This is a genomic window from Streptomyces sp. NBC_00354 (assembly GCF_036106915.1).
Lineage (GTDB): Bacteria > Actinomycetota > Actinomycetes > Streptomycetales > Streptomycetaceae > Streptomyces.
In genome coordinates, this window is the sequence record NZ_CP107983.1 from 24081 (window position 1) to 44787 (window position 20707).

Sequence of the window (20707 nt, forward strand, 5' to 3'; positions counted from 1 at the left end):
GTATGCGAGAAGAAGCCTTGGCTCTCTACCTGCCCGCCTCTGTAGCCGTCCCGCCATGCGCGAAGGGGACCTAGCTGTATTGCCCCGGGAGGTTGTGGATGGGTGATGCAGGTCTCGGCTGAGGCGTCTTGAATGGGTGAGGGCCTTTTGTCGTTCGGTGTGGATTGCGACATCTCCACCGAACGACAAAAGGCCCTCATGTCTCACCGTAATGCACCCCTGACCGAGACCGGACGGCTGCGGCTGGCCCGCTGCGTGGTCGATGACGGCTGGCCCCTGCGTCGGGCCGCCGAACGGTTCCAGGTCTCACCCACCACCGCCCAGCGGTGGGCTGCCCGCTACCGGGCTGCGGGCCAGGCCGGCATGGCCGACCATTCCTCACGCCCCCACCACAGCCCCCGCCGGACGCCGACGCGCACCGAACGGCGGATCATCAAGGTCCGCCTCCTGCGGCGCTGGGGACCCGCCCGTATCGCCCACTACCTCAGGCTGGGCCAGGACGCGGTCTTTCTCGCTCACGTCGAGGGTGCGCAGCCGGTCCTGGCACGGTGAGGACCAGGCAGCCCTGGCTCACCGGCCGCAGAGGACGCCGGACAGGCCTCCAGCGGGCCGGCCATGTCCCGGATGACCTTGGTCAGGCGACCTCCAACAGTTTGCAAGGCGCGCATGGTTCCTTGACGCTGCGCGCAAAGCACACGAGCCGGTCCGCACCCACGCCCACGAGCGCAATGGGCTCCGGCCACCCTGCCGGCGCGGCTCGCCGAAGGCGCAGCGAAGGAGGAAATGCCGCACGGATTTCACACCGAGGTTTGCAGTTCGCCTTGGAAGGCGGCCCAAATCTACCTGCCTACAAGGCTTTCCCATCAGGCCGGACGTCCTGCGGAACGTACAGGTGCTGCAGCGAACACCACCTCTGCCGTGTGCGAAAAGCCGGGGCCACGAGGGGTGGCCCCGGCCGCAGGGCGGGAGCTCGTCGGCTCAGCTGACGGCCATCGCGAGTTCCGCGAAGCGGAGCTCGTACGGCCGCCGGCGCTCGCCCTCCCCACCGTTGATCAGACCGGTGGCCTTGGTGACGCTGGCGGTCTGAGCGGGTGCGCACGATCAGGGCAGCTGGACCGACAGTGAGTGGACCAGCCTGGGCCTCGACGGGCTCGTCCTAGGGTGGGCTCAAGATTTGGACGGGAGTGCTACTGCATGGCGACCTGGCAGGACGGGATGAGAGTCCATCCGAAACGCACCCGCCGCGAGCTGACCGACGCGCTCCCTGCCTGAGGCGCGCCGGGGTATTGGGGCACGCGAAGAGGTGGCGGTGTTCTTCCTGTCCTTGGAGTCGGCCGAACTCAAGCTCGTTGAGCCCAGACGCTCGGCCGACTCGAGTCCGTCGGCTCAGCCGGTCGCCAGCGCGAGTTCCGCGAAGCGGAGCTCGTACGGCCGCCGGTACTCGCCCTCCCCCCCGATGATCAGATCGGTGGCCTTGGTGACGCCAGCGGCCTGGGCCGTGCGCACGATCAGTGCAGCCATCTCCGAGGCCTGCACTTCTCCGGGACCGCCCGCATCGATACGCCACGGCGGCTTGCCGTCGTCTCCGGGGCGGATGTGCCCGGGCGGCAGCGACTCCCGGCGGGTCCAGCCGAGCTTGGCCGCGTTCTCGCCGCGCGCCGCCTCCTGAACCTGATACTCGCAGTACCCGAGGTAGAGGCGTCCGTCGCAGACGATGTCGAACATGATGGGCGAGGCGTCGCCGACCCGCCCGTACAGGGACAGGTTGTGGGACATCCCTAGCGCCAACGTCACCGCGGGCAGGGTCCGCAGGAACGCGCCGATCGAAACTCTCAGAGTGTCCCAGTCCCCGGCCAGTTCCCACCGCGGATGCTGCAAGGAGTGTCCGCAGTCCTCCAGAACGCCGGCAAATCCCCGTCCGGCCAGCGAGTACCACGTCTCCCAGGCCTCGCTGGGCTGCAGCACGAGCTCGGGGCCGTCCGCCCCGGCCCGCAGTTCCAGGGTCACCCGGTCCTGGCGCCAGCGCAGGAACGGACTGCCCCACAAGGGCCGCGGCCCGCGCCGCCCGTAGGGAGCGGTGCTCCCGTGACTGCCGGCGTACGTCGCGTCCCCAAGCACCTGGCGCACCGCGTCCGCCGCCCGCCGGAATTCCTGTGCCTGCGCGCGCGGTTCCGGTGCGGGCCTGGTCAGCGGGACCACGAGCTCGAGGTACTCCTGCAGCCGGGCCCACTCCCGTTCGGCGGGCCCGACCGGGACGAGCACGGCGTCGCCGCCTGGCAGCCCGGTCACCGCCCCGCGCGGCCCGCCTGGCCCGCTGGCCCACTCCCAGCCGAGCCAGCCGATGAGCTTGCGCATGTCCTCCTCGCTCCAGAGCAGGCCGACGAACCGGCTCGTCAGGTTCTGGGCAAGGGCGCCTATTTCGTCACTGCTGATCATGACGGCATTGCTATCAGGTCCCACCGACAGGCAGTTGTCCGCCGACCGGAGGGTCAGTCCCCGAAACCGCCGTCTTCGTGGGTTCGGCCGGCTGGCAGGGGCCGGCTACCTGTGCCGGGGCGCAGGATGTCTGCGTGGATGCGGACCCGTGCGCCGGGCTGGCCGGGGTAGTGGATGACGGGGCTGATGCCCGAGGTGGCCCACAGTTTGTCCAGGGCGGTCATGACGGCGCGGACGGTGTCCTCGTCGTGCCCGGCAACGTCCAGGACTGCGAGGCCGGGCTCGCTGACGTGCACCTCATCGGCGGAGTTCATGCCGTTGGCGACGTTGCCCTCCGCGGACTGGTTCGCCTTGGCAAGCGCGACCACCCGCAGGGGTGACTTCCACCGGGGCAGGGTGACGAGGCCCCGGCCTCGGCGTCGGTCTGGGCCGCGATCCCGGGCGGTCCGGGCGAGGCGGCGGCAACCGACGCCTGCCCGCGGGCCTCGTACGGCCGGACTGTCAGGATCAGATCGCGCGGAGGACTGCGGTGACTTTGCCGAGGACCGGAATCCGCGCCGCGTCAGGCTCCGGGGTGGGGAGGCTCGTGTCGTGACTCGAGGAGACGGGCGCGGCGCTCCTGGCAAAGCGGGTTGCCTCCGGAAGGCCTGATGCGCGCCCACGATCGGCCTGCGCCGAGCAACCTGCGCCCCGGACGAAATGCCCTGGCTTTGTACACGTCGAAGAGCAGCGTTTCGACAGCAGTTCGGGAGTCACCCTGGCCGTCGGCGCCGAGCCGTTGTTCATGACGACGGGAGGCACCGCCCACCGCTGGAAAGTCGTACCGACGGCCCGGGCGTCCCCCGAGGCTGGGTCCGGCCTTCGGGGAGCATCGGTACAGCGCTGCTCCGGGACAACGGCTGCCTCGGCGGTGGGCGGGTCTTCTGGGCCGCCGACCTGTGACCCGCACCCCGTCGGACGAGGCATCTGGGCGACACGGCAGCTTCGGACATTTATCCCCGTATCCGGTACGGCCGCATGCTAGAGATAGGGGGCAAATAGTCCCAAAATAGGAGGTACGCGACGATGCACACAACTCTTCTCCGTGTGACGGCCGCGCTGGGCGCCGCGGCAGTGCTGGCTATCTGCGGCGCCGGCGCGGCCAGCGCCGACGGCGTGGGCAACGCAGGCATCGGCAACGCAGGCATCGGCAACGCAGGCGCTTTCAACGACGGCATCGGCAACGCCGGCATCGCCAACTGGGGTCTGGGCAACGCGGGCATCGGCAACACGGGCATCGGCAGCCACGGCATCGGCAATTCAGGCATCGGCAGCTCCGGCATCGGCAACTGAGACGGGCTCACGGCCCCCGCACCACCGGGTCGCACGACGCGCCCGGCTGACGCCGGGCCGGTCCACCCGGGCTGCCCGCTCCACCAGCGGCCGGCCCGGGTGTGTGGCGTCGAACAGCTGGCCCGCGAGGATGGCGAACCGCGCGAGCAGAATCGGCTTCACCTCGTTGCACGAGAACCTGGATGCCGTCACCCCCGGCGGCCGGCCTGGCCGCCGCCCGCGAGCGCGGCCGGATCGGCGGCCGCCCGAGGGCCGCCACCAAGGAAGTCATCCGTGCCGCCTGCGCGCTAGGCGTCTCACGACCCCCTGTGGCTTGCTGCCTCCCGTTCTCGGGTTCTGGCTCACTTTCCGTGAAGCGTGCACCGTGAGTGACGGTTGGAGGTCGCTCCTACCGTCCGACAGTTGCCTGAAAACCATCGGTGGCGATCGTGGATGGGCTGACAGTTCGGGTCCGTGGAAGAGACGGTGCTCCAGCTGGAGGAGCTGCTGTTCCCGTCGATCGCGGATATCGCGGTGCTGTCGATCGACGTGAACGACGAGGCGGTATTGATAGAGGCCCGGTGCACGCTGGTCGGGGCCGACTGCGTTGGGTGCATGAGCTGGTCGGAGCGGGTTCACAGCTCCTATATGCGGTATCCCGCTGACGTGCCCAGTGCGGGGAAGCGGGTTCGGCTGTGCCTGTGGGTCCGCCGGTTCATCTGCGGGAACGCGTTATGCGAACGGCAGACTTTCGTCGAACAGATAGCCGGGCTGACCCGGCGGTACGGCCGGTGGACCGAGCGCCTGCGGGCGACGCTGGCTGCGGTCGGTCTCGCGCTGGCCGGCCGGGCAGGCGCCCGCATGGCCGGTGTCTTCGGGGTGGCTGTCAGCCGCAGCACCGTTCTGCGACTGGTCAAGGCCCTGCCCGATCCAGATGTAGCAGCGCCGCGGGTAGTCGGGGTCGACGAGTACGCGACGCGCAAAGGGCGCTTCTACGGGACCGTGCTGGTCGACGTCGAGACCCGGCGGCCCGTGGACATGCTGCCCGACCGGGAAGCATCCAGCCTGGCCGCGTGGCTGGCTGAACGCCCGGGCATTGAGGTCATCTGCCGCGACCGCGCTCCGTTCTTTGCGGAAGGAGCCACCATCGGGGCGCCCCAGGCGATCCAAGTCGCAGACAGGTGGCACTTGTGGCACAACCTGAGCGAGGCCGCCGAGCGATGCGTCGCCCAGCACCGCGGCTGCCTTGGGGTCCTGGCTCGTGAGCCAGCCGATTCCGCGGTCGCGGCTCCGCCGCCCGCGCAGATGACCGGATCGCCATGGCCAACAGGGCACCGGTTCGCCGACCGCATTCGGGACAGGCACGCCATCGTCCACACGCTGCTGGCGGCCGGCCACAGCCGACGCTCGATCGGCCGCCAGCTCCACATGACCCACCGCACCGTCAAACGCTTGGCCGACGCCGTCGCTCCCGAAGACCTCTTCCAGGGGCAGTGGCAGAACCGCCCCACCGTCCTCGACGAGTACAAGCCCTACCTGGACGACCGCTGGAACCAGGGCTGCAGCAACGCCTGGGCATTGTGGGAGGAGATCGTGCCGTTCGGCTACAAGGGCAGCTACCAGCGAGTTCGCGCCTACCTCCGGGAAAAACGCCTCTCGCCCGGACCGGTCTCCGCCCGGCCGCCCACCCCGCGGACGGTCTCCGGGTGGATTCTCCGGCACCCCGACACCCTCACAGAGAGCGAACAACTCCGGCTCAAGGCGGTCCTGGTCCACTGCCCGGAACTGGACGCCCTCACCGGGCACGTCCGGTCCTTCGCACGGATGCTCACCGAGCGCGAGGGCGAACGTCTACAGCAATGGCTCGACGCCGTCCGGCAGGACGATCTGCCACCCATCCATACCCTGGCCGCCGGCATCGACCGCGATCGTGATGCCGTCACGGCCAGCCTCACCCTGTCCTGGAACTCCGGCGTCGTCGAAGGACACGTCAACCGGATCAAGATGCTCAAACGCCAGATGTTCGGCCGAGCCGGTTTTGATCTCCTCCGCAAGCGTGTCCTGCTCTACTCATAGGACATCGCCTTCTGATGGCTTCCGAGCACTTCGCGAGGCAGACCAGGCTCAGGCCGCCATGAAGCGGCCCAGCTCGCGTGACTTGCACTTAAGGGCGGCTGCCCAAGCCCCCTCAGGGGAAACCGGGGCCGCCGGCACCTGAACATCCTTGAGGCCGCCGTCCTCGGCGACGCCTGCTGGCAGCCAGTTCACCTCGATGCCTGCCCTCTCCGCCAAGACCAGCACCGTGGCGACGAATCCCTCGGACAGGGCAACCATGACTGCGTGACTCGTCCTCCGGTGCCACGCGAGCAGGGCGTCGACAAACTCCTTGAACACGAGAGGGTCGATCTGGCACTCGTCAGCCTGCATGGGGCCGATGCCGGACGGCAGACCCAGTTCGACTTGGTGGACGCTCACCTGGCTCATGAACAGCCGGGAGGCCCCGTTGGACGGGTTCCAAAGGGTCTGGTCACCCATGTCGTAGTACTGGCTCAATGCAGCCCCTCCCTGCTGGTCATACCGGCCAGCGTCGCGAGCACATGACATTACGGTCAGTCAGCCCTCCACGGAAAGTGAGCCAGAACCCGTTCTGGTTCTGGCACACATTCCGTAAAGAATCTTGCTGACCCTCCGCCAGCAGGAGGTACGTACCATGTGAGCTGCGCGGATTCGATGTGACGAGAGGCTGGTGGAGCCCGAGCCAAGATCGTTCACGGAATGTGTGCCAGAACCCGTTCTCGTGAGCATTGGCTTTGTAGGTGAGTTCGAGAACACCTGGGCACTTCCCTCGGGAGCTTGGTTGTGCTCTACACGACGAGGGGCTCTGGTGCTGCCGAATCCCGACTAGCTCTCTCACCCAGCCGTTCCCTCTCTCACCCAACGTAGGGCGGGGGGGACGCGTCCACGAACACCCAAGCCTGGTTTTCGCCGTCATGGCAGGAGAACTCCTGCAGGTAGGCTCCTATTGGGGGCGCGGTCCGGCTCGCAGAGGCTGCGTCGAGACATCGCCCTCCCGCTGCCGTGCCAGCCCAGCTCTGTGCTGCCCTGATCCTGAAGAAGCCTTTCGGACCAGGTTCGATTCGCCAATTCTGGGCGTCGGATGGCGTGTCGCAATGATTTTGGCGAATGATCGCCATTCCGTCCGGTTTTCTGCTGCCTTCCAGACATAGTCCCGTGTTCCGCACTTCGATCTGGAAACTGCCGTTGATAGGCCGGAAGCGGAACTGCTGGCCTACCTCGTTGCGGTTGGGCTGCAGGGTGATCCTGTGGCGGACAGGTCGGTTCAACTCTCGGAGTCCCAACTCCCAGGGGGCGGCGAGGACCAGATCTTGGGTGAACCCACTCTTGATGTTCCACCATCCGCTACCGAAGTCCGGTGGTCGCTGAGGATCCCCGAAGGTCGGACACTTCCCATCTGGGAAGATGTCGCAGGGGCCCGCGGAGGTGCTGACGGGCGCGAGTCCCAGACTTACCAGTAAAAGGATCAGAAGGGAAAGAAGAAGAGTTTGTCGGCGCATCGCAACCACCGGGCGTTCGATGTACTGCCAGGGCGCGTAGGAAGACTCTTTGTGAACCGACCCGCCATGGACGGGGAGGGACTGCTGCCCTCAGGAACGAGAGAACGGGGTGCACTTCCACGGTATGGCCCCAGCATGGGCCCGCAACCCGACAGCCCCGGGCTCCTATCTCTGACAGACGGGAAGGCGGAGACGGGGGTGGGTGCGTGACCCCACCTCGCGCCGTGATGATCACGGTGTGGGCGTGGGGAATGGCTGGCCTTCGTGCCCCATGACGGTACGAGAGCCGTCTATCTCCGTCGCTGCGGTTTCGACACCAGCCGGTGCTGCCAGTTCTAATCAACATTCCACGCACGAACGGGCGACCAGTGCTCTCCGAATCAGCCGACAGGTGCTCTTCGTTTTTTCACCTACGCAGCCATGAGCGCGAATAGGCGGTGTTCACGAGAACGGGTTCTGGCATACATTCCGTGAACGATCTTGACTCGGGCTCCACCAGCCTCTCGTCACATCGAATCCGCGCAGCTCACGTGGTACGTACCTACTGCTGGCGGAGGGTCAGCAAGATTCTTCACGGAAATGTGGGCTCTTCGGGGTGGAGCATGCATCGAATACAGCGCAGAAGTCCCGGTTCACCGGATCCGGCGGCGGCGTTCATCCACGGCAGGGCGTCCATGGCGTGCGCGCGTTCGTCTGTGGCGAAGGCGTCGACGGTCTGGTGAAGGTCCTCGGGGGCGGGTTCATCAGTGAGGCAGAACCAGCCGATCGCCGCGGCCAGGCGGACTTCGGGGGCCTCCCTTCGGTCTTGCCACCGCTCGCGGAACCACGAGACGGTTGGCGGATGTGCGTGGGCCCGGGTGGTCTCGGCGGCGGCGAGGAGCAGGGCGGCGCGGACCAAGGCGTCATGCTCCGTGGCGAACCTGGTGGAGAGGGCGGTTCGGACCGTGTGATCGGGGTCGGCGGCGGTGGCCAGAACGTAGGCGGCGTCGATGCGGATGGTGGGGTCGGAGTCGTTGAGAAGGGGCAGGAGCACGGGTGCTTCGGCGGTGATCGCGGCTCGGGCGGCGGCCACCGACCAGCCTGCCGGGTAGCCGGTCACCTCGACGCCGTAGTCGTCGGGGGCGTGGCGCCGAGGATCGGTGCGGTGGAGAAGGAGTTCATCGCGGGAGGCGACGCCGTGGTACCGAGCGCGGGCGGGCCGGAGAGTACATCGAGGGCGACGGCACGGTGTGGGTGGTGGGCATCGGTGGCGATGGGGATCAGGAACGGTACGGCCAAGGCGGCGGCGGCCCGACTGTCGTTGGCACACAGGCCCCCCAACGCGTCCGTCGCTTGGCCAGCGGGCTCTGGCCTGTGTGCAGCAGGTGAACGGCCTCCTGGGCATCGTCCCCGTAGGGGAAGTTCCCCCACGGGACGGCATCGAGGAGCAACCCGCGTTGGGCCCCGGACTGGATACCGGCCACCACCGCCCGCACATCGAACGCGCCTCCCGCGAACGAAGCCAGATCCGCTCCGTCCACCAACGCCCGGCACATCGCGAACGTCGGATCGGTCCGCCAATCCCTCACACCACACCCCCACCATCGAATCCCAAGGGACTCGATCATGCCTTGCCCGACCGCCTCCGCCGGCCGACTGCTGGACATCCAGGGACACATCCCGACCACGAACCGCCGAGAAGCCGGACACCGTTCGCAGGGCGAAATACGGTCGGGCCAACCATCGCGCACACGGGCCAACCGGAATGCTCAGGGGCCACCTATCGCGCTCAGTCACAAAAGGACGGCAGGGGCGCCGGGCGGGTCGCTAGGCCAGTAAATCGAACACATGATGGAATGGGGAGTCCACCGCACCCAGGAGCGCACCATGACGTCCCCCACCGCCGCCAGATCGCAGGTCGCCACCTGGTCCCCGTCCCAGACCGGGCCCTGCGCGCGCTGGCACGTTAACTGCACCGGTGACTCCGATTCCGGAGCGAACTGCTCCATGTTCCCGTGTCTTGCGGATGACGCGCGCCCGTGACGTCTGGCATCGCGCCTCCTGCGTTCCCCTTTCAGAGGGCCATCCACGGGACGCGGCAGCGGTGGGAGGCCGTGCCCTCCGGGCACAGGGCCGCGATCACCGCGTTGCGGATGGTTCTGCGCCTCCGAAGGGAACACACCAAGCGGACACGCAACTCGATCGGCTGTCGAGCGCCACTGCTGCGGGCGGCATGTTCCACGGCCCACTGCTGTGCCAGGAAGTCGTACGCGTCGGCGGACGACGTCGCGCTCACACCGACGATCCGGGCGCCGCGGGAGCCCACGGCGTCCTCGACAAGCGTTTTGACCCAGGCCAGCCCCTCCGTATCCGCGTACAAGCCGAACGTGAGGTCGCGCGTCCTCATGCCGCTGCCCCTGTGAACCAGGAGTGAACCGGCGCGAGGGTGGATGACGGGGGCCATCCGTTGACCGTCGCCAGTAGCTGCCAGTAGCGCTCCACGAGCGGGTCGGTGCTCGTTCGCAGGCGGGCGAGGATCCAGCGGCCCAGATCGCTCTCCCCGGCACGCTCGAACGCTTGGGCGTAGAGCTCTCCCAGTGGGTCGGCCGGGGATGTGTCTGCGGTGGAGGCCGGAAACAGCCCGGCAGACACAGCCTCGTTGATCCGTTCGCGCATCGCCAGGTTGAGGGACTCTTGCAGCGCGATGCCGTCCCTCCGGGAGAGCTCTTCCGCCTGGTCCTCGGCTGTCCGCCGGATCGCCCCCCGGAAGTCCGCGGTCTGGCAGAGTCCGGCAAGTTCCACCCAGGCATCGACCTGCTCGGGCGTGGGGTCGTCGGGTAGTTCAGGCAGAACGGATCGCATCAGGCTCACGAACTCGGCATTGGTGTGGAGGCCCGTGAATGCTTCGTCGATGAAGTCGGCCACAAGTCGGTGGCGTTCGGTCCGGGAGAGCGTGGCAAGTCGGTGCACGAGGTCCATCTCCAGAGGAGTAGGGCGGCCGCGTCCGGCGACCGCTCGAAGAAGGGCGCGGCGCAGGCGCAGGGTACGGATCTGCACGTCCAAGGCGTCGGCGTGCGCTTGCATGACCTCCGACAAGGACGCCTCCCGGTCCAGTACCCTGCGCACCGTCGCCAGGTCGAGCCCCAGTTCCCGCATGTTGCGGGGCCGCTCGAGGCGGGTAAGCGCGTCCGGACCGTAGAGCCGGTAGCCCGCCGGGCTCCGGCCGGTCGGCGGGACGATGCCCCGGTCGGAGTAGAACCGGATCGTCTTCACCGTCAGTCCGGTCCGGCGGGACAACTCCCCGATCGAATATTGCGCGTCGCTGTGCATGCCCCCAGCCTTACGTCTCCCCCTACGGGAGACTCAACCGGGCCGGACACAACAGGGTTTAGGCCGCCCCCTTGGATCACCACGGCTGCTGGCACCTCGCCGCACTTCATTCCGCGCCATCTTCTCCTGGACCACCAGGTGATCCAGTGAAAGCACCTTCCTGGCGGGCGCACGACGCCGGCTACGGCACCCCGCTGCGCACGGAACACCCGAATACGGCAGGTATGGGTGCGCCCTTCCGCCTTGCGATGCACCGCAGCCGACGCCGTGCACTGATCCACCACGGTTATAGGACAGCCCATCAGGTGGCAGCCGCCCTGCCCCCCGACCGACTCGCCTTGATTAGTGCAGAGAAGCCACCAGCCGTGTGCGCGTTACGGTGCCCCCGCGAACCCGCTGTGTCTGTCGTGCAAGCAGGCCCGGCAGGAGCAGCTCGCGCGTACCTGACCGTGACCGACTCCGCCTCACCGCCCGTTCCGATCACGCTGCTCCTGCCCGACGGGCAGGAGATCGAGCGGGTACGGCTCTACGAACGCCAGCAGCTCGAATCCGGCCTGTTCATGTACAGGGTCGGGGTCCCGCTCTGGCAGAGCGCCGCAGGCGGCGGCGCCGAGCCGATCGAGTTCGCGACGTGGGTGACCTCCGCGCAGCTGCGCCCCATCCCCGGCGTCGACCTCACTGCCGTGCCCACCCACCGGCATCCCGTCACCGCGGCGGCGCCCGCCGTGCCCTGGGCGTGGGTACTGGACAGCCCCGCCCGCGGGCGGGCCGCCACTGTGCACGCAGCAGGGTGCCGGCTGGCTACCGACCGCGCGGTGGCGGTGAGGACGACGGCGGCGCTTGACGTCCTCGCACTGCCCGGGACGGCGGCGTGCACCGGATGCGACGCCGCCGAGACCCTGTTGCCGATCCTCGCCCACGGTCAGAGGGACACGTCCAGCACCGACGCGTGAACGGCCCGACGGCCTCAGAGAAGGAGTGCCGGGAGAATCCTGGCCGCCAGCCCCTCATCGAGATGGGAAGGCGCGCGGCGGATCGCTGGCTGGGCAGCGGCGCTGGATCTGGTGTGCGGCTACCTGTCCCAGGCCCCGCCGCGGCCGGGTCCGTCTGCGACACGACCCGGGCCCCCGTGTGCCGGGATTCTGGGCACGGTCAGGCCCCGTCCCATCAGCCGTATGCAGTCCAGACGCAGTCGGGTACCCGGCGCGAGACCAGGTGCCCGCAGACGCTCACGCACCTCGTGCTCCTGATCAGACGTCGACTCCACACACAAGATCTTCCGCGTGGAGGAGTTGGAAGGTCTTGTGGTCGCCGTCGCTGGTGTCGGGGTGCCACTCGAGCGCGGCTGTTTTGTACAGCTTGCCTGTCGCCGTCTGGGGCGTCCGAGCACAGCGGAGCCGCTGGCCGACTGGGGCCGCACATACCCGGCCCGGTGCGAGGGGAAGCGGCGGCGGTCAGCCGATCGGCTGCCGGGACTCGGCTCGCACCTTCAGGGTGGTCTCGGCGACCTTGGCCAGGTCAACGGACCCGGGCTTCTGCCCCACGATCTCCGGGGTGACCACGCCGACCGAGGCGCCGGTGTTCGCATCCGCCCATGCGCACATCGGCAGGGTGCTCTCGGCACCGCCCTGCCTCATGGTCAGCACCTGGCAGGACAGAGTCTGGGTGAGTGACATCTATGAGCTGATGATTGCCGTCGATTTGAGGGACGAGATATCCGAGCAGGAGCTCGCCGAGCTGAGCTGGCATTTGGGGACCGGGCCCCAACCTGAGCGCCTGTCCATCGTCACCGAGTTCCCGGTCGTAGTGGTGGACGACTCTGGGGTCCCGGAGATTGAGGACGACCCCTATCCGCTGCTGGCCGGGGACGGCACAGCCTGGCGGGTGGGTGGTGTGCTCTGCTCGGCACTGACCCGTCGCGCGGACCTGCCGTGGAAGGGCTGGTCGCTGACGTCCCGCCAGGAGATCCACCCCGACGAGTTCGAGAAGGTCGGCGAGCTGCTCTGCTGGCTGGCCGCAAGGGCTCACGAAACGCACCAACTCGGGGATAGCGCAGTCGGGATCGGATCCCTCAGGTTCTATGAAGACGAGGCTCCGGATGCACTTCAGGTCAAGAGCCGGGCAGGTCAACTGGCCGACCTGAAGATTGGTGAGGAGCCTCCTCCAAGCCGTCGCGCGCCGGGCGGTAGTGCTCAGAAGCGCCAAACGACCCCCAGGACACCGGCGTGGCTGGCTCAGCAGACCTTTGTGGTGTTCGCGGATGGTGGCGACCTCGCCTAGGACTTGTCCGGCCGATCATGTGACTAGTCCGTGTCCGGGTCGTTGATGTGGACATGGGACGGGGTGATCTGACTGATGCCGAGTGGGAACGGCTGCGGCCGTTCCTCCCGGTCAGCAACAGGCGTTGTGGCAGGTGGCGGGACCACCGGCAGGTGATCGACGGGATTCTGCACCGGGTGCGGACCGGCGTGCAGTGGCGTGACCTGCCCGAACGGTTCGGGCCGTGGAAGACCGTCTACGAACGCCACCGACTGTGGTCGGGTGACGGGACATGGGAGCGTCTGCTCCAGCAGGTCCAAGCCGCCGCGGACGCGGCGGGTGAGATCGACTGGGACATCTCGGTCGACTCCACCATCGTGCGGGCTCATCAGCACGCGGCCGGCGCCCGCACCGACCCGCCGCCATTACCCGCCTCAAAGGGGGCCGAAGTTCCAGAACACCAGGGCGAAACCGCGTGGCAGAGCCTCGTCGCCCGCCTGGTGGAGGTGGTGCGGGAGGTGAGGGCCTGGGCCGCTCGCGCGGCGGGTTCACCACCAAGCTCCACCTGAGCGCGGACGGCCGTTGCCGCCCGCTGTCCCTGATCGTCACACCAGGTCAGCGGGCGGACTGCACCCAGTTCAAACCGGTGCTCGAGAAGATCCGCGTCCCGAAGTCCGGCCCGGGCAGGCCCCGCAAGAAGCCGGACAGCGTTGCGGCCGACAAGGCCTACAGCAATGGCCCCTGCCGCGAGTATCTGCGGCGCCGGGGCATCCGGCACACGATCCCGGAGAAGACCGACAGCCAGGCCGCCCGCCTGCGCAAAGGCTCACGCGGCGGACGGCCACCCGGCTTCGACGAAGAGCGCTACAAGAAACGCAACACCATCGAACGGGCCATCAACCGCCTCAAACAGCACCGGGCAGTAGCCACCCGATACGACAAACGCCGCTACGTCTACCTCGGCACCGCAACCGCCGCAGCCCTCACCATCTGGCTCCGAACATGATCGACCGGACAAGTCCTAGAAAGGGAGACCGACCAGGCCCCATCGGCGGGCGCCGGCCTCCGTGGCCACGTCGCCCCATTCGCGCAACAGCGCTGCGGCGGCGTCGAAGCCGGCGGGCCGGCCCGCCCAGCCGGCGGCCTCGGCTTCGAAGGGCCCGCGCAGTTCCTCCAGCCGGGGCGCGGCCACCTGCCAGGAGCGGACCAGCTCCGACACCTCGTCGGGGGCGCTGAGCAGGAGCACCCGGGGGCGCCACGGAGCGGGGTCGTCGGGGAAGCCGCGCGCGGCGGGCCGTTCCTCCTCCGCGGCGGCCGTGGGGTCCGTCCCCGTGAGGTCGTCCGGGTCGTCCCAGAACAGGCCGCGCAGGAAGTGGTCCAGGGCGTCCCGCAGTTCGAGCGCCACCGAGGTCCGGACGTCCTCCCAGGCATTGCCCAATCGGGGGTGCCAGCCGTAGGAACCGGTGGTTCCGTGGAACCGGTACTCTGCGCACCAGGACACCTGCCGCTGCCACACCCAGCCGCCCGTCACGGCGTAGTCGGCATCTTCGCACGCCTCGGAGGAGAAGTCGGGGCAGGCGGCATCGCCCAGTACGTTCACCCTGTCGTCCGCCGGTATCCGCGCCAGGTGCTCCCAGTCGACCATGAGCACCGTGATGTCGAGTCCCATCGGGACAGGCTAGTACCAATGCCGTGTAGTTACTGACTTGAGCTCGTTGGGGTGAATCGTTGCGATGTTCCTGATGGGTGTGGGTGGGTGACTGTATCCGTGGTGTGTGAGATATGCGGATGGGGGCGGGCTGACTCCGGCAGGACGTCAGCGGCGCGAGGCGGTACGGATGCAGGCGGCTGAACTGTTCGAGCAGAAGGTCAAGCCGTCGGAAGTCACGCGGCGGCTGCGGGTGAGCTTGAAGTCGGCTTATCAGCGGCACCAGTTGTGGCGGGACGGCGGTGTTCAGGCTCTGGCTTCCCGCGGTCCGAGCGGGTCACGGTGCCGCCTGTCCCCGCGGTGTCTGGAGAAGCTGGCCGTGTATCTGGAGCAGCGGCCGGCCTCGCACGGCTGGGTGGAGGACCAGGTGTGGACCGCATCGAGGGTGGTCACGCTGATCGTCAGGAAGTTCCACATTTCCTACAGCGTCTCGAGTGCCACCCGGTTGATGCACCGTCTCGGGTTTTCCCCGCAGGTGCCTGCGCGGCGAGTGGCCGAACGCGACGAGCAGGCCGTGAGTACGTGGCGGGAGGCGACCTGGGCGGAGGTAAAAGGGCGAGGGCGGCCTGCGGGGGCTACGTCTGCTTCGAGGACGAAGCCGGCTTCACCCGACGGCCGCCCCGGAAACGGGCCTGGGGCCGGCGCGAGATCACGCCGGTCGTGACGGTCAGCGGGCGCCGCTCGGGACGGCTGTCGGTGGCCGGCCTGATCGCGATGCGGCCCGGCTCCCGGACTCGCCTGTGTCACCGCCTGCGGACCCACCCCGCCGGCAAAGGAACACGTCGCAGCATGGGCGAGCGGGACTTCATCGCTCTGCTCGATCGGCCCCACACACTCGACGGCTTCATAGCCGGCACCGGCCTCACCCTCGACGCACCAGCCTCACCTTGAAAAGCCGAAGTCAGTAATGACAATCAGTGGTTCCTCCTCGCTCGGGCCCGTGACAGCGAGTGAGGCTCTATGGTCTGGCTGATCGCCGGTTTCGGCGGAGGGCGCACCCCGCTCAGGTTGTACCTCAGCGGGGTGCGCCCTCCCCCGCACAGTGGAGACGGTCCGCCGTAGCGGACGATGCGTGGCTGCCATGTCCACGGCCAGCATGTATGTCATGACGACAGCGACCGCTCCACTCCCTACCTCTGACACCGCACCTGTCTGGGCCCGCCGCGCCGCCCACGCCATCGCCCTCTGCGCCGTCCCGTCCGGTCTGTGGCGCATCGCCATGGCATCCGGTGTCTACGTCGGCTACAGCGACCAGGTCCTGCGCGACGTCTTCGACATCCCGGGGTGGGGTATCGCGTACGTCGTCGGCCTCTCCGTCATCGCCGAGCTGGCCGCCCTGTTCCCGCTGCTACTTGTCAGCGACCGGTGGCGGCCGCTGCGCCCCCGAACTCTCGCCGCGCTGGCCTGGACCGCCTCGGCCGTCTTGGTCCTGGTGGCACTGTGGCAACTCGTGGTCGCCTTCACCGTCGAGAGCCAGACGTACATGTCAAGTGGTACGGCACAGACCGTCTGGGGCTTCGTCTTCGCCCCGCTGTGCGCCATCCCGGCATTGATGACGGCCGTGACCTGGTCGTACACGAAGCGGCACCGGGCACGGGGCCAGGCATGACCCCCCGACCATGTGCACCCAGAGAAGTTGGGAAGAGCCCCAACAAAGATCCCTACTGGATTTGGCAGGAAACCAACGCCTCAGGCACACGAACCCGTCGCCTCTGCCGCAGGGATCGACACCGACTGGGGCCAGTCCGTGGTGTCCAGTTCGGCCCAGGTCAGCCAGGTGGTCCCGTGCACATCGTGGGGTCCGCCGTAGCCGGCGAACTCAGCTCGCAGCCCCATCCGAGGCATCGTCCGGGAAGCCACGATCTTCCGCCAGGGGACGGAAACCGTAGGAGTTTCGGATTCCGAAGAGACAGGCCAGGCCGTCGTAGGCGTTGCCCCTGTTGAGGAGGAAGAGATCGATGCCCACCTCCCATACGGAGTCCTCATCACCGGGCCCCATAGGCGGGCCCCCGGCCGGCATTCGATCATTCCACTGACGTCGGTCGACATGCAGAGATCCTGCATGCGCAGGCCAGAGCTGGCATCTCCTTTTCGCGCGTGCGCACCTGGCCAGACTCCGCCGGCGCAGCGCCGGCGGTTTCAGCTCAGCAGAGGATTGCCCTGGAGGTTCCCTTCCCCGCACGTCCAGGGACCCTCGGCCAGGGGACCCAGCGGTGTACGGAAGACCAGTACCTCGTTGTCCAGGGAGATGGCGACGTTGCCGGCGCTCAGCAGGAGCGCGCGACCGATGACTGCTCGGCTGTCGTCCATGGCGAACAGCTCGTGTCCGGCGAGGTCCGTGTCCACGGCGAGTAGCTTGCCGTCGCGCCAGAACACTGCGGTTCCCTCGCAGTCCATCGCGGGGTAGGACGTGTAGAAGCCCGTCAGCGCCGGTCCGTCCACGAGGCCGTTGTCCGGTGCGAGCCGCCGGAAGCGTGATCTCGACGGCAGGTGGTTTTCGAGCTCGGGGCCGCTGGCGCTGCCGTTCCTGTCGACGAGCATGGCCCCGTGGCTGGCCCAGCGCGCGGTTTCGGCGCCGTCCCGGCCGAAACGGCCGGTCGTGAACGCGCCATAGCCCTGAGATCCGATCAGGAACTGGCCGGGGCCCGCTATCGCCTTTCGGCCCGTAGGAGCGGGAGAGGTGGCCGAGACGGTCTCGCCGCTGTCCAGGTCGAGGAAGAACGTCCGTCCGATGCCGCCCCGTGCGTCGGTGAAGGTGGCTGCGATCCGGTCGGCCGATACGAGCAGTGGCTCCCAGTGGTCTACGCCGATCTCCTCCGGGACCCAAGGCCTACGCCGTTGGATCTCCCATCCGGTCCGGACTCCCATCTCCACCACCCCTGGGAACGACACCGCACCGAGCACGATCGGCGCGGACCAGAGGCACTCGCCGTCTCGCGTGTATCGGGCCACGCGAGGCTCCGGTACAGACGTGGGCCGGCTTCGGTCTCCACGGACCAGGCGGGAGGCACTGACCCAAGAGATGACGAACCCGTCGTTGAGGAGGACGAACGCCCCGATCTCCTCATCGGGGCCGCACTCCGGGCGGGCGGTGGGGCCGGTGGATCCGTCTGGCAGAACACCGTCCAGCAGCCGGCCATCGCCATCCGGGTAGGCGACCCACAGCGTGCCCTCCGTGGACAGACGGGATTGCGGTCTGCCGGTCCCGGGATAGGTCCGCTGCCACGCTACCTTGCCTGAGAGGTCGACCCTCGTGATCACGGTCACCAGGGGATTCGCACCGTAGCCGGTCACGGTCAACGGCCCGGAGGGATCGGACGTGGCCACAGCTCGGACCTGGCCCGGAAGGGTGAAGCGCGATGAGAGGGTCATGCGTCCGTAGCTTGCCGCATGCCTTGTGGACGGCCAGCACGGGTATTCTCCCCGAAGACGTGCAGGTAGAGGCGGGCTCCGTCACTCCGCGGGCCAACTAGAACGCGCATCGAGGCCAATTACCACGCTAAAGGGCCAAGTAGAGCGCTAAGTCACAGCTGAGCGGCCGGTGACCTGCACACACTCGTGCCAGAAATCGAACACATGATGGAATAACGCTGTACGCACGCCGAGGAGCACCGCCATGACCTCCCCCACCGCCAGACCGCAGCCTGTCACGTGGGCCCCCAGCCAGACCGGACCCTGCGCAAAATGGCTTGTTGACTGCACTAACGGTGCTCACGCCCCGTCGCCGTGATTCGGGGTCGGGCGGCAGTCAGACCCCGGGAAGCGGATCGGCGCGTCGGAACCCCGAGAAGCGATGGGAGGGGCGAACTACGCCTGGCTATGGGACAGTTCATGATGCCGTGTCACTGGCTGCTGGGAGAAGGGCAAGATATGGCTGACGAGTTGGAGGGCGACTGGCTGACGGAGCGCCAGGTGAGCACTTTGTGGCCGGGCGTCGGTGCTCGCTCGGTGTATGTAAATGCGCTGGCCCATGGAGTGCGGGTCCGTACGGACAGCTGGATGACCACTACCGGGTCCGCCGGTAAGAGGTGGTATCACGCCGACGACGTGCGCCGAGTGGCCCCGCAGATAGCAGCCCAGCCACCCCTCAAGGCGCCGTCCCCACTACCGTGCTGTCTACTGCTGATCGTTCTGGCAGCGGGACCAGTCGTCTGGTGGGTGCTGGCCATACGAAGCGGGCAGTAGAGGTCAAGCGTGTGGCTGCGGCTGGCCAGCCGCGAGATGCTGCGGTGTCAACTGCAGCATCTCTGGCTCGTTGGGCAGGGCGCCGCCGAGCCTCGAGGGGAGGCCAGTCAGATGCCTGCACGCGAGGGTACGGCGTCCGCACGTCCGTAGCCGAGCACCCGGGTGAGGACTTGTCGAAACGTGAAGGTCTTCGGCCGGCGCGATGACGGCGCCGATCTCGCTGTCGGTGCAGAGAAGTGGCACCCAGACCTGCCGCTACGGAGTCGGCGCCTCGCCCTTGTGCGCGGCCTGCAAGGCCGCCCGGAAGACGCAGTACGGGGGCTGAACGTGTCCGAGCTCCGAGCTCCCTCCTGACCTGCCGCGCCTGCGCACCGTTGTTACCTACCTGCGCGGCGAGCTCGTCCGCGCCGAACGCGCGCTGACCATCGCAGAGGAGCGCGAGGCGCTCGCCGCGCGGCGCCGGCCTGCGCCCGAGCCGCCCGCGTGGCTGATCGAACGCGGTATCGGGGTGGGCCGGCTGCCGGTCCGCGTCCATGCTGGCGGCTGCTGGGACAGCCGAAAGCGCTGTACGGCCATCAGCAACGACGAGGCGCGCAGGGCGTTGGCCGAGGGGGTACCCGCCTGCCCGCACTGCCGGCCCGATGCCGCACTCGGCTTGGAATGACTCCCGCAGGACACGGCGACCGCCACGCCCCGCTGCCTGTCCCCCAGGGGGCTATGGGGCGGTTCGCTGCTGGTCGGTGCGGTGGGCGAAGGCACGGTCGGCGCGGCGGCGGTGGTAGACGGCCTCGGGCCGGATGCCTGCAGCAAGCGCTGCTTGGCGCAGCGCGACCCCGGGGCGGAGGTTACCGAAGAACGCTTCCCAGTCATCGGCGCCGGGCATGGTGTCCGGGGTGCGCGGGTGCGCGCGGTGGGCGGCGTCCATAGCGGCGGCGAACGCAGGATCGCGTTTACGGCGCTGATAGATCACGGCGGTGGTGATCCCTACCTGGGCCGCGGCAGCAGTGACGGACAGCCCGGTTTCCAGGTGGTCGAGGAAGGCACGCCGGCGCTCGGGGGTGAAACGGGGCGCCCGAGCGGGCGCGGGCTGCCCGGCGCCAAGTTCCTTGGCCGCGTCGCAAGCCCTCGCGAACGCCGGATCGTCTCGGCGCCAGTGACTCGCTTTTCCAGCACCGTCAAAGAGGATCTGCGAGGCGAGGCTGGGCGTGCAGCCCAGAGCCAGGAGCCGCAGATACTCGGCGCGTTCCGTGATGCCGGAGGCACCGACTTCGTCGGGGTCGGTGCCGGCCAGGAGCAGTGCGAGAGCCGTGTCGGTGCGGGCGGCCGTGAACACCTCCCGCACCTCGAGGCCCGCGGCCCGCTCGGCGGTCGGAACGTCCTGACCGTTCCGCAACCGGTCGAAGAGCGTCGACCGTTTCCGGGCGGACAGAACATCAGGCATGACCGCACGCTACGGGCACCCCCACCAGTGCACACCACGACATGCCGGAGTGAGCGGGCGGCGGCAGGGTGGCGGAGGAGACGTCCACCTGGACGACGAGCTGCTGATCGAATGGCGCGGCGGCGCACCAGCCGTCTGGAGCCCGGACACCGGCGAGCAGTGAGCACAGCCGTAGGGGCAAAACCCGCTTCAGGGTCCTGGCCCAGCCTCTGCGAGGCCAGGACCCCGCTGCACCAGCGGACCGAACGACCAACTGCCGACCTGTCAGGTTTCCGCAGGTTGTCGGACGACATGTGCGTGTCAGTGGGCGGCGACATGGAGCGTGTCAGTGGGGGTCGGCGTCACATGCGGTCGAGTCCCGGACATCAGAGAGAGGTCGCGCACCCAGGCCATGATGTCCGGCAGGGTCGCCGCGATCACGATCAAAGAGCCCGGAAGAATCATCATTGCGTGGCCGTGACCAGCCCGCCGATTGTCGGTTGA

General features: G+C 68.2%; 19 protein-coding genes and 3 pseudogenes. 10 read left to right on the plus strand and 12 right to left on the minus strand.

Features of this window, described 5'->3' with window-relative positions; genetic code table 11:
* Positions 1 to 198: 198 nt before the first annotated feature.
* A pseudogene (locus OHT74_RS00130) lies at positions 199 to 507 on the plus strand (leucine zipper domain-containing protein); the annotation flags it as partial.
* 879 nt (positions 508 to 1386) lie between these two features.
* On the opposite strand, the gene OHT74_RS00135 reads toward OHT74_RS00130, so the two are convergent.
* Together OHT74_RS00135 and OHT74_RS00140 are read right to left on the minus strand one after the other, a co-directional pair.
* The gene (locus OHT74_RS00135) at positions 1387 to 2436 is read right to left on the minus strand and encodes a hypothetical protein (protein WP_328618824.1); all 1050 of its coding nucleotides are present in this window, start codon (positions 2434 to 2436) and stop codon (positions 1387 to 1389) included.
* Positions 2437 to 2489: 53 nt separating this feature from the next.
* Positions 2490 to 2804: a DUF6207 family protein gene (locus tag OHT74_RS00140; protein ID WP_328618825.1), complete on the minus strand. Its 315-nt coding sequence runs from the start codon at positions 2802 to 2804 to the stop codon at positions 2490 to 2492.
* A 718-nt stretch (positions 2805 to 3522) separates the two neighbouring features.
* Between OHT74_RS00140 and OHT74_RS00145 the strand changes: the two genes are divergently transcribed.
* Both OHT74_RS00145 and OHT74_RS00150 read left to right on the plus strand, forming a co-directional pair.
* Entirely contained in the window at positions 3523 to 3768 is a 246-nt protein-coding gene (locus OHT74_RS00145) for a hypothetical protein (protein WP_328618826.1), read from the plus strand.
* A gap of 453 nt (positions 3769 to 4221) precedes the next feature.
* The gene (locus OHT74_RS00150) at positions 4222 to 5823 is read left to right on the plus strand and encodes an ISL3 family transposase (RefSeq protein WP_328618827.1); all 1602 of its coding nucleotides are present in this window, start codon (positions 4222 to 4224) and stop codon (positions 5821 to 5823) included.
* A gap of 48 nt (positions 5824 to 5871) precedes the next feature.
* Here OHT74_RS00150 and OHT74_RS00155 read toward each other — a convergent pair whose 3' ends face one another.
* The 5 genes from OHT74_RS00155 to OHT74_RS00170 all read right to left on the minus strand — a co-directional run bounded on the left by OHT74_RS00155 (position 5872) and on the right by OHT74_RS00170 (position 10631).
* The gene (locus OHT74_RS00155) at positions 5872 to 6300 is read right to left on the minus strand and encodes a DUF6086 family protein (RefSeq protein WP_328618828.1); all 429 of its coding nucleotides are present in this window, start codon (positions 6298 to 6300) and stop codon (positions 5872 to 5874) included.
* 377 nt (positions 6301 to 6677) lie between these two features.
* Entirely contained in the window at positions 6678 to 7322 is a 645-nt protein-coding gene (locus tag OHT74_RS42010; RefSeq protein WP_443047679.1) for an RICIN domain-containing protein, read from the minus strand.
* 571 nt (positions 7323 to 7893) lie between these two features.
* Positions 7894 to 8421, minus strand: a complete 528-nt coding sequence (locus OHT74_RS00160; protein WP_328618829.1) for a hypothetical protein — start codon at positions 8419 to 8421, stop codon at positions 7894 to 7896.
* A gap of 954 nt (positions 8422 to 9375) precedes the next feature.
* Positions 9376 to 9708, minus strand: coding sequence for a hypothetical protein (locus tag OHT74_RS00165; protein ID WP_328618830.1), 333 nt, complete (start codon positions 9706 to 9708; stop codon positions 9376 to 9378).
* Entirely contained in the window at positions 9705 to 10631 is a 927-nt protein-coding gene (locus tag OHT74_RS00170; RefSeq protein ID WP_328618831.1) for a MerR family transcriptional regulator, read from the minus strand. The genes OHT74_RS00165 and OHT74_RS00170 overlap by 4 nt, the downstream gene beginning before the upstream one ends.
* Before the next feature lie 449 nt (positions 10632 to 11080).
* On the opposite strand from OHT74_RS00170, the gene OHT74_RS00175 reads away from it, so the two are divergent.
* Positions 11081 to 11584, plus strand: a complete 504-nt coding sequence (locus tag OHT74_RS00175) for a DUF6233 domain-containing protein (RefSeq protein ID WP_328618832.1) — start codon at positions 11081 to 11083, stop codon at positions 11582 to 11584.
* A gap of 501 nt (positions 11585 to 12085) precedes the next feature.
* Here OHT74_RS00175 and OHT74_RS00180 read toward each other — a convergent pair.
* Complete coding sequence (locus tag OHT74_RS00180; RefSeq protein ID WP_328618833.1) at positions 12086 to 12268, minus strand: hypothetical protein; 183 nt, start codon at positions 12266 to 12268, stop codon at positions 12086 to 12088.
* A 28-nt stretch (positions 12269 to 12296) separates the two neighbouring features.
* Here OHT74_RS00180 and OHT74_RS00185 point away from each other — a divergent pair, with 28 nt between their 5' ends.
* On the plus strand, positions 12297 to 12911 hold the full coding sequence (locus tag OHT74_RS00185) for a hypothetical protein (protein WP_328618834.1): 615 nt from the start codon (positions 12297 to 12299) through the stop codon (positions 12909 to 12911).
* A 53-nt stretch (positions 12912 to 12964) separates the two neighbouring features.
* Positions 12965 to 13896 (plus strand): annotated as a pseudogene (locus tag OHT74_RS00190) (IS5 family transposase).
* 15 nt (positions 13897 to 13911) lie between these two features.
* Here the strand turns inward: OHT74_RS00190 and OHT74_RS00195 are convergent.
* Positions 13912 to 14559 (minus strand): hypothetical protein, encoded by a 648-nt coding sequence (locus OHT74_RS00195; protein WP_328618835.1) that lies wholly within the window; start codon positions 14557 to 14559, stop codon positions 13912 to 13914.
* Positions 14560 to 14665: 106 nt separating this feature from the next.
* On the opposite strand from OHT74_RS00195, the pseudogene OHT74_RS00200 reads away from it, so the two are divergent.
* Together OHT74_RS00200 and OHT74_RS00205 are read left to right on the plus strand one after the other, a co-directional pair.
* Positions 14666 to 15441 (plus strand): annotated as a pseudogene (locus tag OHT74_RS00200) (helix-turn-helix domain-containing protein); the annotation flags it as partial.
* A 253-nt stretch (positions 15442 to 15694) separates the two neighbouring features.
* The gene (locus OHT74_RS00205; RefSeq protein WP_328623226.1) at positions 15695 to 16207 is read left to right on the plus strand and encodes a hypothetical protein; all 513 of its coding nucleotides are present in this window, start codon (positions 15695 to 15697) and stop codon (positions 16205 to 16207) included.
* Positions 16208 to 16287: 80 nt separating this feature from the next.
* Here OHT74_RS00205 and OHT74_RS00210 read toward each other — a convergent pair whose 3' ends face one another.
* Entirely contained in the window at positions 16288 to 16434 is a 147-nt protein-coding gene (locus OHT74_RS00210; RefSeq protein ID WP_328618837.1) for a hypothetical protein, read from the minus strand.
* Positions 16435 to 16737: 303 nt separating this feature from the next.
* On the minus strand, positions 16738 to 17550 hold the full coding sequence (locus OHT74_RS00215; protein WP_328618838.1) for a hypothetical protein: 813 nt from the start codon (positions 17548 to 17550) through the stop codon (positions 16738 to 16740).
* 1723 nt (positions 17551 to 19273) lie between these two features.
* Between OHT74_RS00215 and OHT74_RS00220 the strand changes: the two genes are divergently transcribed.
* Entirely contained in the window at positions 19274 to 19447 is a 174-nt protein-coding gene (locus OHT74_RS00220; RefSeq protein ID WP_328623227.1) for a DUF6233 domain-containing protein, read from the plus strand.
* A 51-nt stretch (positions 19448 to 19498) separates the two neighbouring features.
* Here the strand turns inward: OHT74_RS00220 and OHT74_RS00225 are convergent, their stop codons facing one another.
* Positions 19499 to 20224, minus strand: a complete 726-nt coding sequence (locus OHT74_RS00225) for a hypothetical protein (RefSeq protein WP_328618839.1) — start codon at positions 20222 to 20224, stop codon at positions 19499 to 19501.
* On the opposite strand from OHT74_RS00225, the gene OHT74_RS00230 reads away from it, so the two are divergent.
* Entirely contained in the window at positions 20223 to 20387 is a 165-nt protein-coding gene (locus tag OHT74_RS00230; RefSeq protein ID WP_328618840.1) for a hypothetical protein, read from the plus strand. The genes OHT74_RS00225 and OHT74_RS00230 overlap by 2 nt on opposite strands.
* Positions 20388 to 20707: the final 320 nt, after the last annotated feature.